The sequence below is a fragment of the Streptomyces sp. NBC_01485 genome (assembly GCF_036227125.1).
Classification (GTDB): Bacteria; Actinomycetota; Actinomycetes; order Streptomycetales; family Streptomycetaceae; genus Streptomyces.
Genome location: NZ_CP109435.1, coordinates 6022954 through 6037652, shown reverse-complemented (window position 1 = coordinate 6037652; position 14699 = coordinate 6022954). Strand labels below are relative to the sequence as shown.

Genomic DNA, 14699 nt, shown 5'->3' with positions numbered 1-14699 from the left:
GCTCGGATGGGACCGACGCAGATGGGGCCGACGCGGATAGGGCCGACGCGGATGAGGCCGACGCGGATAGGGCCGACGCGGATGAGGCCGGCCGGACGGGGCCGGAATTCGACGGGCCCCGTGCACGTTGACATGCACGGACACCCAGACCTTGGAGACCGCATGTTCCTGAACAGCCGTACGCCCCAGCTCCCGACGCCCGACCAGGCTCTGCGGGGCCGCCCGGAGCCGGCGTTCTCCGTCCCCGACCGCCACACGGTTCTCGGCAACCCGCTGCTCGGCCCCTACCCCGAGGGCCTGGAGGTCGCCGACTTCGGCATGGGCTGCTTCTGGGGCGCGGAGCGCAAGTTCTGGGAGCTCCCGGCAGGCGTGTGGACGACCCTGGTCGGCTACCAGGGCGGCCACACCGAGCACCCCACCTACGAGGAGGTCTGCTCGGGCCACACCGGCCACACGGAGGTCGTCCGCGTGGTCTTCGACCCGGCGGTGATCTCCTACGAGCGGCTCCTGAAGACGTTCTGGGAGTCGCACAACCCCACCCAGGGCTTCCGCCAGGGCAACGACGTGGGCACCCAGTACCGCTCCGCGATCTACACCCACTCCCCGTCCCAGGCGACGACGGCCGAGACCTCACGCGACGCCTACCAGCAGGTCCTGACGGCCTCGGGCCACGACACGATCACCACGGAAATCGTCCCGGCGGAAGAGCGCGCCTTCTACGCAGCCGAGGGGTACCACCAGCAGTACCTCGACAAGAACCCGGCGGGTTACTGCGGTATCGGCGGAACCGGCGTTTCCTGCCCGATCGGCGTGGCGAAGGCGGATGGCTGAGCCTCTCTCACAGGAGGCGACGACGGCATTGCGGCGCCCTGCGCGTACCAGGTAATCCTGCAATCCCGCACGCGCGTGTGCGGGATTACCTGGTACGTCGTACCGGTCGGTGAAACGGCCCCGGTCGCGGGCTCTCGCTTTGCGTGCGAGCCTGAATTCATGATCAGGAAACCGTCCTCGCCCGTGCATATCGAGGCGTCTCTCGATCCTCGGTTGTCCAGATGGCTATGGCTGGTGAAGTGGCTTCTCGCCATCCCGCACTACATCGTGCTGTTCTTCCTGTGGATCGCGTTCTCCGTGGTGACGGTCATCGCGTTCTTCGCGATCCTGTTCACCGCCCGATATCCACGGCCCCTCTTCGACTTCAATGTCGGCGTGCTGCGCTGGAACTGGCGGGTCAGTTACTACGCCCACGCCGCGCTCGGCACCGACCGGTATCCGCCGTTCACCCTCGCGGACGTGCCCGACTACCCGGCGCGGTTCGACGTCGCCTATCCCGAGCGCCTCTCGCGCGGTCTGGTCCTGGTGAAGTGGTGGCTGCTGGTCATTCCGCAGTACATCGTCGTCGGGATGTTCGTCGGTGACTGGGGATGGGGCTCTGGCGGAGCGGACGGCTGGTACCACGGCGGGCTGATTCCCTTCCTCTCCCTGGTCGCCGTGATCATCTTGGCGTTCACCGGCCGTTACCCGATGCAGCTTTTCGACTTCCTGCTCGGCCTCGTCCGCTGGACCGCACGGGTCGCCGCCTATGCCGCGCTGATGACCGACGAGTACCCGCCGTTCCGTCTCGACATGGGCGGGCAGGCCACCCCGCCGGCGGAGACCTTGCCGGGCGGCCCCGGACGGTAGCGGCCACTCGGGCGGGAATTCGGTTGCCGTCCGTGGCTCAGTGGGGGCTAGATAGCGAGCATGGCGGATATTCAGGGCTCGTACGACGATCTGTTCACCGCGGTGCCCACGGCGCTGGCCGCGCTGCTGGACGGCGGGGACGCGGGCGGCTCGGTGGCCGTCTTCGTGGACGGTGAGCCGGTGGTGGACGTCTGGGGCGGGTTCGCCGACGCGGCGCACACGGTGCCGTGGCAGCGGGACACGATCGTCAACGTCTATTCCGTCACCAAGACGATGACGGCCCTGTGCGCGCTGGTCCTGGCCGACCGCGGCGAGCTCGACCTGGACGCACCGGTCGCCCGGTACTGGCCTGAGTTCGCGGCGGCGGGCAAGGAAGGCGTGCTGGTACGGCACGTCCTCGCGCACACCGCGGGCCTGCCCGACTGGGACGGGCCGGTGGCGGACATCTACGACTGGCCGGCCGCCACGGCACGCCTCGCCGCGCTCGCGCCGCAGTGGGAGCCGGGCACCGCGGTCGGATACCACTCGCTCACCCAGGGATTCCTGGTGGGCGAGGTGGTACGCCGGATCACGGGCCTGGCCCCGGGCGAGTTCTTCGCGGCCGAGATCGCGGGCCCGCTCGGCGCGGACTTCCGTATGGGACTGCCGGCCGAGCACGACCACCGGGTGGCGCGGGCGCTCCCGCCGCCGTCCCGGGACGAGGACTACATCGCGGGCGCGCCCAGCGGCAACGCGGCCCCGACCGTCGCGACCGCGATCCGGCTCCGTGACGGCAACAGCGTGGCCTGGCGCCGGGCGCAGATCCCCGCGGCGAGCGGATTCGGCAACGCGCGCTCGGTGGCCCTCGTCCAGTCGGTGATGGCCTGCGGGGGTGCGGTGCGCGGGGTGCGGCTGCTGTCGCGGGCGGGCCGCGACCGTGCGTGGGAGGAGCAGTTCAGCGGCGAGGACCGCGTCCTGGGCATGCCGGTCAGCTGGGGCCTCGGCTACGGGCGCTTCGGCACCACCTACGGGTGGGGCGGCTGGGGCGGCTCGCTCGTCGTGATCGACCCCGAGGCGCGGATGACGGTGGCCTACGTGACGAACCAGATGCGCGAACCCGGCGACGACACCCGGGGGGTGGAGATCGTCATGTCCGCGTACGACGGGCTCAAGGGGCTGCGGGGATGATCCGCGCGGGTGGGCGGAGGCGTCGGATGAAGTTCTCCCCCGATGCCCCGTTCGGCGGCATGATGTGGGGATGCGTGCTCCTCATGCCGGGCGTTTGCTCACGCCCGCCCACTTGCCTGCGCTGCTCGCCGTCACCTACATAGCGGCGCTGTCGCTCTGTCTGGCGACGCGGCACAGGGTTTCGGTGGGCGAACTGGAGGAGTGCCTTTCGGATCTGAGCGGTTTTCAGCAGGCCGGCCTGGCCGCGCTGATCATGCTGCTCACGTTGTTTGTGGGGCATTGCGCACCCGCTTTCACGCGCGCGCTGGCCGGCGACCGGTGGTGGGGGGCGATCGCCCATCGGCTCCGAGCCAGGCAACGCTGGAACAGGGAGGTCGCGAGGAGCCGTCTGATGTGGCGCATCGAGGACGACGGCGGCGCCCGGGACCCCGAAGCACTGGTCGAAGTGCGCAGGACCTCCTCGTGGTTGAGTGAGCGCTATCCGATGAATGACGGACTCCTCAGGCCCACGGCACTCGGCAACGCCCTCGCCGCAGCTCACGAACAGATCGAGGACGCCTACGGCCTTGACGCACGGCTTGCCTGGCCCCGCCTGTACCAGGTGCTGCGGAAGCGGATACGGAGGGACACGGACTTCAGGAGCGGCTTGCTGGACATGCACGTCTCCTTCTTCGTCCTCGGTGTGACGGCCACCGTCGCCTCGCTCGTCGCGGTGCCCGAATGGAGTCTGGGCGCGATGGCGTTGTGGCTGGCCCCCCTGGTCACCGCGACGGTGGCCTACGCACATACGGTGCGCGCCGCGGTGGCCTACGGAAACTCCCTGCGGGTCGCCTTCGACCTGCAACGCTTCGACCTCTACGAGGCGCTGCACCTGCCCGCGCCCGCCGACCAGGAACAGGAACGGGTCACCAACGCGGCCCTCTCCGCCCAGTGGCGGCACAGCGCGTTGTTCCGCCCGGGCTCGGTCGCGTATCCCTGGGTGACCGAGCCCCGCGCGGAAAGCACGGAGAGCCCGGAGAGCCGTGACGGGCTCCACCGGACGCGTACGCACTCGCGCGCGGAAACCCGTACAGAGCCTCGCCCCGAAGCTCGTTCGGGCAGCGGCGTGGAAGGAAGGGCGGCGAAGCCCGAACCCACCGTCTGGGAGCCGCCCACGCTCACCGGGTCCGAGTACGGGTCCGGGACCTGGACCGGCCACGGCGGTCCGGACCATGACGACACCGCGTCGCGTCCCGCAGGCCATGGCGGGACTCCGGAAGCCGTCCATTCCCGCGCGCCGAGGAACAGCCTGGTGAACGTGGCACGCAAAGCAGGCGTTCTGGCGACGGCCGCCGCGGGTCTGGCCGCCGCGGCCGCCACCCCCCTGGTGGGCAGCGTCGCCCTCGCCGGAGTCGGCGCCGCGGGGACCCTCGCGATCGCCACGTTGTCCGAGATCCGCCGCCACAGGTCCAAGAACCAGCCGGCACCGGCGCCGCCCGCGGCGGTCCAGCCACCGACACTCGGCTACGACCATCGCCCGCCCCAGCAGGGTCCGGTCGTCCAGGTCGGCGAGAGCATCCGGGAAGCCCTGTCCCCGGCTCCCCCCACGGCCTTCCGGGGCGGAGTAGCGGTCACCATGGACGTGACGGAGGACGTCCAGCGCGTGAACGGCGAACCCGAGTGGCACCTCCGTCCCGGCGAGCCCGGACTCGTCGTCGTCGCGGTCGGTCTGGGCGTCGGATATCGCCAGCAGCCACAGCAGTTGCTCGCCGGCCTGGAGGGCACGGCGGAGGAACTGGTCGTCGTCGCGGGCCGGTCGGCCCCCGAAGTGGACCTGGACATCACCGTCGACGCCCCCTTCATGCGCGTACACCCCGAGAGTTTCTCCGCCCGTGTCCCCGTCGACGAGGCTCACTTCCAGTTCGCGCCGGTCGTCTCCGCCATGGAACCGGGGATGTACGACATACGGGTGGCGATCTACTCCTCCGGCAGGCTGGTCCAGGCGCTGCCCATGGCCGTCGTGGTCGACGACGTGCCGACGACGGCACCCGAGCCGCGCTGATCGGGCGCGGCACATGAGACAGCAGTCGGCGTCGCCCAACATCACGGTGCGGGCGGTCAGCGGCGCGGAAGGGTACCGGCTGGAGCTCAAGGGTGCCGGTGATCCGAAGCCGCTGCACCTGCCCATCCATGAGCCGCAAGTGCTGCGGAGCAACCACGCCCGTTTCAACAGTGCTCTCGAGCGGGCCAAGACCGTCTGGCGGAGCGACGGCGCGCTGTCCGCGCAGCGGGCCGGGGCGGCCCTGCTCGAACTCGCCGACGCGGGCCGGACCCTGCTCACCCGGGCCTTGGTCTGGCCGACCGAATCCCTCCCGGAACTCCACGACGGGATGAGGCGCTGGTGCCCGTCCCTCCGCCTGGAGAACGGAAGAATCCCCCTCCTGTACATCGAGCCCGGGGCGGCCCAGTTCCTGCCCTGGGAGGTGCTGCCGCTGTTCGACTTGAACTGGGACGGTTCCACACCCGACCTGAACAGTCTGCGCGAAGCCGCCCTGGCGTTCCCCGGCTTCGGAGCCGTCGTGGAACGCGGCCTGGTCAGCGCGACCACCGCGCAAAGCCCCTGTCTGACGACGGAGAACGGTCGGTTGCCGATCCGCTTCCTGTGGGACGCCAAGTACCCGGGAGCCCAGGGTGAGCTCGGTTTCTTCCGCAGCAGACCCGTCATCCGGCTGGAAGGCCCGTCGCCCGCGGACGGCGACCCGCTGCCGGGGCCTGAGACGATGGCCCGTCATATAGCCGACCCCGGGCTCGGGTTGGACGGCCGCGCGGTCGAACACCCCTACCAGATCCTGCACATGTCCTGTCACTGCGTCGCCCGACCAGGCGACGGGCGCGGGGACCCGGGCGACTTCTCCTTCCATCTGGCCACGGAGGAAGGCGAGTCGGTGGAGATCCCCGTCGAGAAGATCCTCGGGAAGCTGGCCCTGCACTGGACGGACCGGGCGCGGCGCACCGCCGACAAACCCTTCGTCTTCCTCAACGCCTGCGCGACGAGCGTCTACGATCCCTGGTCGCTCGCGTCCGTCCTCGAGCCCTTCCACAAGAACCAGAACCGCGGCGTCATCACCACGGCGGCCAACCTGCCCGACCGGCTCGCCGACGGCTTCTCCCGCCGCTTCTACCACGCCCTCCTGACCGGGGCCACCGCCGGAGAGGCCCTGCACGCGGCCAAGTGGCATCTGCTCGACACGATGCGCGATCCGACAGGGCTGCTCTACTGCCTGCACGGCGTCTCCTCCTTGCAGGTCGCTCCGCTGCCGAGCGTCCCGGCCGCCGTCGGCGACACCACACTCACCAGGACCTGACCGCTCCCACCCGAACCCGACCGCCCTACCGCCACCGTCGAGGGGACCGCATCATGACCAGCCTGCCGAACGCCTTCTGGCACGAGATCCGTGGAAAGTACGATCGACTGCCCGTCTGGCTTCCCGGAACGCCCATGGAACTCGGCGACATCGGCACGTTCTCCGACCACCGATGGACCAAGTTCACCACCCTCAAGACCCTGAAGGTGCCGGCGAAGCCCGACTCCACGGGCGACATGGGCACCCTGGACTACGCGTCGCACGACGGGGTGACGAGGTCGGGAGGACTCACCCGGTCGGGCGTCGACGCCGTGGTCGCGTCGGCGCGGGGAGACGCCAGCTACACGTTCACCCGCAAGGGCGCGTTCGTCCTGCGCAGCGCGGACGTGACCGTGCACCGTCTCGCGAACCTGGAGGCCGTGCGGCGAGGCGTGCTCGAACTCCACGAGAAAGGCGAGTGGCGACCCGGCTGGGTGGTGATCACCGAGGTGGCGATCGGCGGCCCCGGCCTCCTCCTCGTCTCGGCGGGGCGCAGCGCCTCGGCGAACGTCCGTATGCGCGCGCAGGCGGCCCTCGACCCCACCGTGCAGGCCACCTTGGCGCCCTCGTTCGAGGTCGAGCACCAGGAGGGCCTGGCGGCCTCTCTCGACAGCCCCGGGCGGAGCGCGCTCATGTGGCGCGGGTACAAGGTCAAGGATCCGCTCCTCCGCGAGGCGACCTTCGCCGAGCAGCGCGGCGAGGAGGCGGACGACGGCCAGGGCACGAGCCCTGAGGACCTTTCGGCCGGACCGACCTGGGCGGAGATCGAGTACCCGGAGGATCTGGAGAACCGGGAGAACCGGGAGAACCGGGAGAACCTGGAGAAGTGCACGTGAGCAGCGGGACGAAGAGCGGTGGCGGTCGGGTGTTCCTCGTCGGTGGCGGGTGGGACGGGGCGGTCGCCGACGTCGTGTACGGGGCGTTCCTGCGGGCCGCGGCGGTGCGGTCAGGGGCCGGCTCGGCTCCCCGGGTTCTCTGCGTGGTCGTCGACGAGGGGGACGGGGGCGAGCAGTTCGCGCGGTACGACGTGGCGTTGCGGAAGGTCGGGGCGTGTGTGCCCGTGCCGTTGCTGGTGCCGGTCGGGGAGCGGGTCGATGTCGTCGCGGCGCTCTCCGAGGACGTGGACGGGGTGATCGTCTGTGGTGGGCTGACGCCCGCTTATCAGGAGGCGTTCGCCGGAACCGGAGCCTCTGGGTCCGGGTCTGGGGCCGGGTCCGGGGTTGGGCTGTTGGCCTCGCTGCTCGCCGAGCGGGGTGTTCCCTACGCCGGGTTCTCCGCGGGGGCCGCGGTCGCCGCGCGGGACGCGGTGGTCGGGGGGTGGCTGGTCGACGGGGTCGCCGTGTGTCCGGGGGACGCCGCCGAGGACCTCGAGGAGGTCGAGGTGCGGCCGGGGCTGGGGCTCGTGCCGTTCGGGGTGGACGTGCATGCCGCGCAGTGGGGGACGTTGGGGCGGCTGGTCGCCGTCGTGGCGGGCGGGCGGCTCGCGCACGGGGTGGCCATCGACGAGAACACCGTGGTGGAGGTCGGGAGCGGGCCACTGGCGCGGGTGGGCGGGCTCGGGCGGGCCCACTGCGTGCGTCCCGCTCCGGGCGGCGGGGTCGTCGTACGGTCCTACGGCGACGGCGAGTCGTTCCCCGTGGCCTGAGCCGGCGACGTCAGCCGTCAGCCACTGCCTGCGGACTGGGCCGGCGACCCCTCATCCGCTCCCGTACGGGCGGGTCAGGATCTCCAGGCGGTGGCCGTTCGGGTCGTCGAAGTACGTGCCCCGGCCACCGTCGTTGTGGTTGATCTCACCGGGGCGGTGGTGGAACGGGTCGGCCCAGTAGGTCAGGCCGGCCTCGCGGACGCGCGCGAAGATCGTGTCGAAGTCGTCCTCGGAGACCAGGAACGCGTAGTGCTGCGGGGTGATCTCCCCTTGCGCGTCTAGGTAGTCGAGGGTCACGCCGTTCGGGATCTCGACGGGGAGGAAGGGGCCGTAGGGCTCGCTCACCTCCAGGCCGAGCAGGTCGGCGAGGAACCGGGCCGAGGCTCGTTTGTCGTGTGCGGTGACGATGGTGTGGTTCAGCTGAACGGTCATCGTGGAGGCCTCCCGTCACCACCCTACGCCGACACCATCCAAGGTAAGGCTCGCCTTAGTGAATGCGGTCGGAGCAGGTGGGGGCAGGCCGCACGGAAGCTGCTCGACGGGATCGTCGGCGACGCCCGGACGAAGGGGGACGCGGTCGCGGGCGCCCCGACCGTCTCCATGGTGCGCTTCACGCCCGACCGCACCCGGATGTTCGGCGTGTCCTCGTTCACCGGGTCGATCGCCGTCGACATGGGGCTCGCCCGCCCCAAGTCGCAGCAGTTCAGGGACATTTCGGAGGACATCGGCGCCGAGCGGATCGACACCGCGGACGGCGACTGGATCTTCTACTCGGTGCAGGCCGACGCGGCCAAGACGGACGCGGCGAGCATCGTCGCCGGGCCGCTGTGGAAGGGGATGGGCGCGGTGCGGGCCGGTCACGCCGTCAAGGTCGACGACGACCCCTGGTACCTCAACGCGGGCCCCACCGCGGCACGTCTGGTCGTGACGGAACTCGCCGGCCGCCTCGGCAAGTAGCCGTCCCGTGAAACTCCTCGCCTGGCCGGCGGCCGCCCTTCTGGTGACCGCCGCGGCCCTGCTCAGCCTCGCCGTCGGCACCCGTGCCGTGCCGCCGTCCGCCGTCCTCGACGCCCTGCTGCACGGCGGGAGTTCACCGGGCGCGCTCGTCGTACGGTCGCTGCGGCTGCCGCGCACGGAGGTCGGGCTGACGGCGGGGGCGGCGCTCGGTCTCGCCGGGGCCGCCCTCCAGGCGGTCACCCGCAACCCGCTCGCCGACCCCGGCATCCTCGGCCTCAGCCAGGGCGCGGCGGCAGGCGTCGTACTGGCCATCGCCCTCGGCCTCGCGAACGGCTTCTCCGGCTACGTCTGGTACGCCTTCGCCGGCGCCGTCGTCGCCGCGTGCCTGGTGTACGCGATCGCCGCGCGCGGCGTACGGGTGGACCGGGTGCGGCTCGCTCTGACGGTCCTCGGGGTCGTGCTCGCGGCCACCGCCACGGGCGCGGCGGGCCCGATCGGCTTCGTCGCCCTCACCGCGCCGCAACTGGCCCGCCGGCTCACCCGTACGCCCCAACTGCCGCTGCTGAACAGCGCGTTGGCGGGAGCGTTCGTCCTGGTCACGGCCGATCTGGTGGCCCGTACGCTGCTGCCGCCGCTGGAGATACCGGTCGGCGCGCTGACCGCGCTGGTCGGCGGGCCGTATCTGCTGTGGCTGCTGGGACGGGACGCAAGGGAACCCGGAGGCACCCGGCGCCCCTCCTGATGGGCATGAGTACCGACACGCTCACGGACCTGAACACCGGCCCGACCACCGCGGCCGCCGAGAGGGAAGGGCGGGGCGAGGGGTGGGGCATCGCCCCGCGTCCGTCGTCCTGCTCGCGCTCGGGGTGCTGACGGCGTACGGGTTCAACGTGTTCGAGAACCGGCGCGCGGACGCGGAACTGGCCGCGTGCCACGACCTGGCGAGCACCTGGCCGATGTACGCGACGGCCTACGCCGGGCCCCTCGCCACCCTCGCCGCCGTCGCACTCTCCGGACGACGCCTGCTACAGCCGTTGCGCCCGCGCGGGCCGGTGCAGATGGCCGGCCTCGTGCTGCCGGCCGGGCTGCTGCTGCTCGGCCTCCAGGCCCTGATCGTGTGGACGCTGTACCAGCCGTCGCCGGGCGGCCCGGTCACCTGCGCGGGATGAGGCAGGGGGTCGGCAGCAGTGACGCTTCTTGCCGAACCCCCGGGCGGCCGGGTACCAGTTCCACGAATGTGACACTCCCGGTAGGAAGTGTCACATTCGTGGAACTGGTACCCCCCGGGGCCCTGCCCTGACGGAGCGACGACGGTCAGATCGTCGACGTGTCGATGACGAAGCGGTAGCGGACGTCGCTGGCGAGGACCCGCTCGTACGCGTCGTTGATCTCGGTGGCGCTGATCAGCTCGATCTCGGCGCCGAGGCCGTGCTCCGCGCAGAAGTCCAGCATCTCCTGGGTCTCCTGGATGCCGCCGATGCCGGAGCCGGCGAGGGTCTTGCGGCCGCCGATCACCGAGAACAGGTTGAGGCTGACGGGCTCCTCGGGCGCGCCGACGTTCACGAACGCGCCGTCCGTCTTCAGCAGGGACAGGTAGGCGTCCAGGTTCAGCGGGGCCGAGACCGTGGAGAGGATGAGGTCGAAGGTGCCCTTCAGCTCCGTGAACGTGTTCTCGTCGCTGGTGGCGTAGTAGTGGGCGGCGCCCAGCTTCAGGCCGTCGTCCTTCTTGCGCAGCGACTGGGACAGGACGGTCACCTCGGCGCCGAGCGCGTGCGCGATCTTGACGCCCATGTGGCCGAGGCCGCCCATGCCGAGGACGGCGACCTTCTTGCCGGGGCCGGCGTTCCAGTGCTTCAGCGGGGAGTACGTGGTGATGCCGGCGCAGAGCAGCGGCGCGGCGACGTCGAGCGAGAGGCCGTCGGGGATGCGGACGACGTAGTTCTCGTCCACGACGATCTTCTGCGCGTAGCCGCCGTAGGTGGGCTCGCCGTCCTTGCCGACGGCGTTGTACGTGCCGACGCTGCCGCCGGTGCAGTACTGCTCCAGACCGGCCTCGCAGTTGTCGCACTCACGGCAGGAGTCGACGAGGCAGCCGACGCCGACGCGGTCGCCGACGGCGTACTTGGTGACGCCGGGGCCGACCTCGGAGACGACGCCCGCGATCTCGTGGCCCGGGACCATCGGGAAGATCGCCTCGCCCCAGCCCTCACGGGCCTGGTGGATGTCGGAGTGGCAGATGCCGGCGAACTCGATGTCGATCAGGACGTCGAACTCACGGACCGGTCGGCGCTCGATCGTCGTGCGCTCCAGCGGGGCCTTGGCGGCGGGTGCGGCGTACGCGGCAACGGTGGTCATGCCGGGGGTCTCCTAGCGGGGGGTTCGGTAGTCCCGGCCTGCCTTCGGGCCGGGTGCTGAGGTCCAGCCTGCCTCATCCCGCGGGAATCACCCAGGTCACGCCCCTGCGTACGTCCGCTGTGCCTACCACTGGCGGGGTCAGGCTGCTGGGCGTACGACCGGGAATACTGGACGGCATGGACGTACACCCCGAACCCGCCGGCGCCTCCCTGGACCGGCGCGCCGAACTCAGCGAGTTCCTGCGCACCCGGCGGGCCCGGCTGAAGCCGGAGGACGTGGGGCTGCCGGACTTCGGGCGGCACCGCAGGGTGCCGGGGCTGCGGCGCGAGGAACTGGCGCAGTTGGCCGGGGTGTCGGTGGCGTACTACACGCGCCTGGAGCAGGGCAACGGGCGGAACGTGTCGGCGGAGGTGCTGGACTCGATCGCGCGGGCGCTGCGGCTGACGGACGCGGAGCACGCGCACCTCACCCATCTGGCGAAACCGAAGCACAAGAAGAAGCAGACGGCACGGCCCCAGCAGGCGCGGGCCTCGCTGCAGCAGCTCCTGACCTCGATGGACTCGGTGCCCGCGTACATCGTGGGGCGGCGCACGGAGATCCTGGCGTGGAACCGGATGGCGGCGGCCGTCTTCGGGGACTGGGCGGAACTGCCGGTGGCGGAGCGCAACTGGGCCCGGCTGGTCTTCCTGCGCCCCGACTACCACGACCTGTTCGTGGACTGGGAGCAGAAGGCGATCGACATCGTCTGCGTCCTGCGGATGGACGCGGGCTGCTACCCGGACGACCCCCGGCTCTCGGCGCTGGTGGGCGAACTGTCGGTGAAGAGCGAGGACTTCCGACGCCTGTGGGCCACCCACGACGTCAAGGAGAAGAGCCACGGCCTGAAGCTCCTACGGCATCCCCTGGTCGGCGAACTCTCCCTGAACTTCGAGGGCTTCAGACTCACGGGCGACGCCGAACAGACAATGGTCACCTACCACGCGGAACCGGCCTCCCCCTCGGCAGAGGCCCTACGCCTCCTCGCAAGCTGGGGCGCGGACGCAACCCGAGCGGGAACAGAGTCCCAGACACCGTCCGCCTGACAGCACCGTTGGCTGGTGCGGCCTCGCCGAGGGCTGCTGTTCCGGGGCCCGCCCGGTCCCTCTTCATGCGCAAACCCCCCGGAACACGTTGAAGTGCGCCGGGGGGTGATCAACGTCCGGATGACCACGCCCGGACGGCGATGAACGCGTCAGGACGACGTCGCGTTCTCCTTCACCGTGATCTTCCCCTTGCGGATCGTCGCCACCCGCGGAGCCTTCTTCGCGATCGACGAGTCGTGGGTGACCATGATGAAGGTCAGCCCGTGCTCCTTCCACATGGTGTGCAGCACGTCCATGATCTCGTCGCGCATGCTCTCGTCGAGGTTGCCGGTGGGCTCGTCGGCGAGGAGTACCTTCGGCTGCTTCACCAGCGCGCGGGCGATCGCGACGCGCTGCTGCTGACCGCCGGACATCTCGGACGGCAGATGCCGGAGCCGCTCGCCGAGCCCCACCGACTGCAGTGCCTCGGCGGCCCGTTCGCGGCGCTCCTTGGCCTTCACGCCGAGCGGGACGAGGGCGGTCTCGACGTTCTCCTGCGCGTTGAGCGTCGGGATGAGGTTGAAGGACTGGAAGACGAAGCCGATGTTCTCGCTGCGCACCTTCGTCAGCCTGGCCTCGGAGAGCTTGGCCAGGTCGACGCCGTCGAGGACGATCTCGCCCTCGGACGGCCGGTCGAGCGCGCCGATCATCTGCAGCAGCGTGGACTTGCCGCCGCCGGTGGGGCCCTGGATGACGAGCCGGTCGCCGTCCGGGATGGTCAGGTCGACGCCGGCCAGGGCGTGGACCGTCTCCTTGCCCCGGGTGTAGCGCTTGGTGACGCCTCTGAGTTCGTACATGGAGACCACAACTCCTGGAGTTCGTAGGTGGGTTGGCGGCGTCGGCTACTCGACGCGGCGCAGCGCGTCCGCCGGGCGCAGTCGCGACGCCCGCCAGCCGCCGAACGCCCCCGCGATCAGACCGCCGGCCACGGCGAGGCCCACCGCGACGGCCACCGTCGTGACGCTCACCGGCGCCGTCAGCGCGACGTCGAGGGTCTTGGCCGCCGCCCGGCGACCGCCACCGCCGAAGCCGCCGCCACCACCGCCACCGAAGCCGTTGCCGCCGCCCCCGCCGCCCAACTGGGCCTGCAACGTGGGGCTGATCGCGGTCACGGCGTACGCGCCCGCCAGGCCCAGCGCGATGCCCAGGGCGCCGCCCAGCAGGCCGTTGACCATGGCCTCGCCGACGACCTGCCGGGTGACGCGGCCGGACTTCCAGCCCAGCGCCTTCAGCGTGCCGAACTCCCGCACACGCCGGGAGACCGCCGAGGAGGTGAGCAGACCGGCGACCAGGAACGCGGCGATCAGGACCGCGATGGACAGCCACTTGCCGACGTTGGTGGCGAGGGAAGAGGCCGTGGAGAGGGAGCCGGAGACGGTGTCGGCGAGGTCGGCGGAGGTCGTCACCGTCGTACCCGAGACGTTCTTCTGGATGGTCGACTTGACGCTGTCGATCTTCTGGGAGTCGGTCGCCTTGACGTAGATCGTGGTGACCTTGGCCTTCGAGCCGCTGAGGGTCTGGGCCTGGGCCAGCGGGATGTAGACGTTGGCGGCGGCGTCGCCGCTGTCGGCCGTGGCGATGCCGATCACCGCGAACTTGACGCTGCTGATGGTGAGCGTGGAACCGACCTTGAGCGACTTCTCCTTGGCGTACGCCGAGTCGAGGACGGCGACCTTGCCGCTGGTCTCCGAGGTCTTGAAGGTACGGCCGCCGGTGATCGTCGAAGAGGTCAGCGGGCCGAGCTCGGGCTTGGTGACGTCGGTGCCGTAGACGGAGTAGCTGTTGACATCGAAGTCGGCGCCGCCGCCCCGCACTTCACCCTGCGGCTGACCGCTCCCCTGGCCGCCACCGTAGCCGCCCTGACCGCCGCCACCGCTACCGGTGCCTCTACCGCTGTCGTTCTGCTGGAACTGGCCGCGGGTGAACTGGCCGTCGACCTTGAGCACTTGCAGGCTCAGCCCGCCGGCCGCGTCGGCGACCCCGCTCTGCCGGCCGACCTTGGTGACGGTCGCGGTCGACAGGGTCTGGAAGCCCCGCACCATGACGCGGTCGGTGCTCTGCTGCGCGCCGGAGCCGTCGTCCTGCGCGTCGAACTGGAAGCGCGGGCGGTCCGAGGCGTTCGCGGTGGGCTTCGCGGCCTTGGTGACCGTCATGTCCGTACCCAGGCCGTACAGGGACTGCAGGACCTTGTCCTGGGCCTTCCCCATGCCGGACGACACGGAGCTGACCACGATGACCAGCGCGATGCCCAGCGCCAGGCCGGAGGCGACGACGAGGGCCGCTTTTCTGCGGCGGCGCAGTTCGCGCCTCAGGTAGGTGAAGAACATGGCCGCACGGTAGGTACCCCGCGTGATGAAGCCATAAGGCCGACATAAGAGAAGGATGAGAAGG

General features: G+C 70.8%; 15 protein-coding genes. 11 read left to right on the top strand and 4 right to left on the bottom strand.

Annotated features, from left to right (window positions below; all coding sequences use genetic code 11):
* The first annotated feature begins 162 nt into the window (after positions 1 to 162).
* The 7 genes from msrA (at position 163) to OG352_RS27420 (ending at position 7875) form a co-directional block, all read left to right on the top strand.
* Complete coding sequence (gene msrA, locus OG352_RS27450) at positions 163 to 831, top strand: peptide-methionine (S)-S-oxide reductase MsrA (protein WP_329220526.1); 669 nt, start codon at positions 163 to 165, stop codon at positions 829 to 831.
* 159 nt (positions 832 to 990) lie between these two features.
* Entirely contained in the window at positions 991 to 1680 is a 690-nt protein-coding gene (locus OG352_RS27445; RefSeq protein ID WP_329220525.1) for a DUF4389 domain-containing protein, read from the top strand.
* A gap of 60 nt (positions 1681 to 1740) precedes the next feature.
* Positions 1741 to 2847: a serine hydrolase domain-containing protein gene (locus tag OG352_RS27440; protein WP_329220523.1), complete on the top strand. Its 1107-nt coding sequence runs from the start codon at positions 1741 to 1743 to the stop codon at positions 2845 to 2847.
* A 112-nt stretch (positions 2848 to 2959) separates the two neighbouring features.
* Positions 2960 to 4888 (top strand): hypothetical protein, encoded by a 1929-nt coding sequence (locus OG352_RS27435; protein ID WP_329220522.1) that lies wholly within the window; start codon positions 2960 to 2962, stop codon positions 4886 to 4888.
* Positions 4889 to 4901: 13 nt separating this feature from the next.
* Positions 4902 to 6191 (top strand): CHAT domain-containing protein, encoded by a 1290-nt coding sequence (locus OG352_RS27430; protein ID WP_329220520.1) that lies wholly within the window; start codon positions 4902 to 4904, stop codon positions 6189 to 6191.
* A gap of 53 nt (positions 6192 to 6244) precedes the next feature.
* Positions 6245 to 7066, top strand: coding sequence for a hypothetical protein (locus OG352_RS27425; RefSeq protein WP_329220518.1), 822 nt, complete (start codon positions 6245 to 6247; stop codon positions 7064 to 7066).
* A complete protein-coding gene (locus tag OG352_RS27420) occupies positions 7063 to 7875 on the top strand; it encodes a hypothetical protein (protein ID WP_329220516.1) in 813 nt (270 codons plus the stop codon). Before OG352_RS27425 ends, OG352_RS27420 begins: the two co-directional genes overlap by 4 nt.
* Before the next feature lie 51 nt (positions 7876 to 7926).
* On the opposite strand, the gene OG352_RS27415 is transcribed toward OG352_RS27420, so the two are convergent.
* Positions 7927 to 8307, bottom strand: coding sequence for a VOC family protein (locus OG352_RS27415; protein ID WP_329220514.1), 381 nt, complete (start codon positions 8305 to 8307; stop codon positions 7927 to 7929).
* 168 nt (positions 8308 to 8475) lie between these two features.
* Here OG352_RS27415 and OG352_RS27410 point away from each other — a divergent pair, with 168 nt between their 5' ends.
* From OG352_RS27410 to OG352_RS27400, 3 genes are all read left to right on the top strand, one after another.
* Positions 8476 to 8832: an ABC transporter substrate-binding protein gene (locus OG352_RS27410; protein ID WP_329220512.1), complete on the top strand. Its 357-nt coding sequence runs from the start codon at positions 8476 to 8478 to the stop codon at positions 8830 to 8832.
* Between the two features lie 7 nt (positions 8833 to 8839).
* Positions 8840 to 9574 carry an iron chelate uptake ABC transporter family permease subunit gene (locus OG352_RS27405; protein WP_329220511.1) on the top strand — a complete coding sequence of 245 codons (735 nt, stop codon included), beginning with the start codon at positions 8840 to 8842 and terminating at the stop codon, positions 9572 to 9574.
* Positions 9575 to 9656: 82 nt separating this feature from the next.
* On the top strand, positions 9657 to 10001 hold the full coding sequence (locus tag OG352_RS27400; protein ID WP_329220510.1) for a hypothetical protein: 345 nt from the start codon (positions 9657 to 9659) through the stop codon (positions 9999 to 10001).
* A 145-nt stretch (positions 10002 to 10146) separates the two neighbouring features.
* On the opposite strand, the gene OG352_RS27395 is transcribed toward OG352_RS27400, so the two are convergent.
* Positions 10147 to 11187, bottom strand: coding sequence for an NAD(P)-dependent alcohol dehydrogenase (locus tag OG352_RS27395; protein ID WP_329220509.1), 1041 nt, complete (start codon positions 11185 to 11187; stop codon positions 10147 to 10149).
* Between the two features lie 176 nt (positions 11188 to 11363).
* Here OG352_RS27395 and OG352_RS27390 point away from each other — a divergent pair, with 176 nt between their 5' ends.
* Positions 11364 to 12269: a helix-turn-helix domain-containing protein gene (locus OG352_RS27390; RefSeq protein WP_329220508.1), complete on the top strand. Its 906-nt coding sequence runs from the start codon at positions 11364 to 11366 to the stop codon at positions 12267 to 12269.
* A gap of 149 nt (positions 12270 to 12418) precedes the next feature.
* Here OG352_RS27390 and OG352_RS27385 read toward each other — a convergent pair whose 3' ends face one another.
* Both OG352_RS27385 and OG352_RS27380 read right to left on the bottom strand, forming a co-directional pair.
* A complete protein-coding gene (locus tag OG352_RS27385; protein ID WP_329220506.1) occupies positions 12419 to 13105 on the bottom strand; it encodes an ABC transporter ATP-binding protein in 687 nt (228 codons plus the stop codon).
* Positions 13106 to 13150: 45 nt separating this feature from the next.
* The gene (locus OG352_RS27380; protein ID WP_329220504.1) at positions 13151 to 14635 is read right to left on the bottom strand and encodes an ABC transporter permease; all 1485 of its coding nucleotides are present in this window, start codon (positions 14633 to 14635) and stop codon (positions 13151 to 13153) included.
* Positions 14636 to 14699: the final 64 nt, after the last annotated feature.

Excerpts from the sequence above, each read along its gene's own strand:
- OG352_RS27415 (WP_329220514.1), bottom strand. The coding sequence starts at position 8,307 with ATGACCGTTCAGCTGAACCACACCATCGTCACCGCACACGACAAACGA.
- OG352_RS27430 (WP_329220520.1), top strand. The coding sequence starts at position 4,902 with ATGAGACAGCAGTCGGCGTCGCCCAACATCACGGTGCGGGCGGTCAGC.
- OG352_RS27410 (WP_329220512.1), top strand. The coding sequence starts at position 8,476 with ATGGTGCGCTTCACGCCCGACCGCACCCGGATGTTCGGCGTGTCCTCG.
- OG352_RS27380 (WP_329220504.1), bottom strand. The coding sequence starts at position 14,635 with ATGTTCTTCACCTACCTGAGGCGCGAACTGCGCCGCCGCAGAAAAGCG.
- OG352_RS27440 (WP_329220523.1), top strand. The coding sequence starts at position 1,741 with ATGGCGGATATTCAGGGCTCGTACGACGATCTGTTCACCGCGGTGCCC.
- OG352_RS27385 (WP_329220506.1), bottom strand. The coding sequence starts at position 13,105 with ATGTACGAACTCAGAGGCGTCACCAAGCGCTACACCCGGGGCAAGGAG.
- OG352_RS27395 (WP_329220509.1), bottom strand. The coding sequence starts at position 11,187 with ATGACCACCGTTGCCGCGTACGCCGCACCCGCCGCCAAGGCCCCGCTG.
- OG352_RS27445 (WP_329220525.1), top strand. The coding sequence starts at position 991 with ATGATCAGGAAACCGTCCTCGCCCGTGCATATCGAGGCGTCTCTCGAT.
- msrA (WP_329220526.1), top strand. The coding sequence starts at position 163 with ATGTTCCTGAACAGCCGTACGCCCCAGCTCCCGACGCCCGACCAGGCT.
- OG352_RS27390 (WP_329220508.1), top strand. The coding sequence starts at position 11,364 with ATGGACGTACACCCCGAACCCGCCGGCGCCTCCCTGGACCGGCGCGCC.
- OG352_RS27425 (WP_329220518.1), top strand. The coding sequence starts at position 6,245 with ATGACCAGCCTGCCGAACGCCTTCTGGCACGAGATCCGTGGAAAGTAC.